The sequence below is a fragment of the Bradyrhizobium cosmicum genome, from assembly GCF_032290525.1.
In the GTDB taxonomy this organism is placed as follows: Bacteria; Pseudomonadota; Alphaproteobacteria; order Rhizobiales; family Xanthobacteraceae; genus Bradyrhizobium; species Bradyrhizobium cosmicum_A.
In genome coordinates this window covers 1-281 of sequence record NZ_JASXTA010000174.1, presented here as the reverse complement: position 1 = coordinate 281, position 281 = coordinate 1, and the positions used below count along the sequence as shown (strand labels likewise).

1 protein-coding gene is annotated in these 281 nt (G+C 65.5%); it reads left to right on the top strand.

Translation table 11 applies throughout. The annotated features are described in order from the left end of the window. On the top strand, positions 1-281 hold a 281-nt coding region (locus QSV46_RS39550; protein ID WP_314964068.1), incomplete at both ends, for a flagellar hook-basal body complex protein.

The following is a 281-nucleotide window of genomic DNA, read 5'->3' as shown; positions in this document are numbered from 1 at the left end:
CCAACGGTCAGTCCAAGGTGCAGGGCCAGGTGATCCTGGCCAACTTCGCCAACGTCCAGGGCCTGACGCCCATGGGCAAGACGTCCTGGACCGAATCCGCCGAGTCCGGTCAGCCTGTGGTGGGCACGCCGCGGGCCGGTACCCTCGGGGCCCTGCAATCCGGTGCGTTGGAGGCTTCCAACGTGGACATCTCCACCGAACTGGTCGACATGATCGTGGCGCAGCGCAACTACCAGGCGAACGCCAAGACCATCGAGACCGAGAACGCCATCACCCAGACC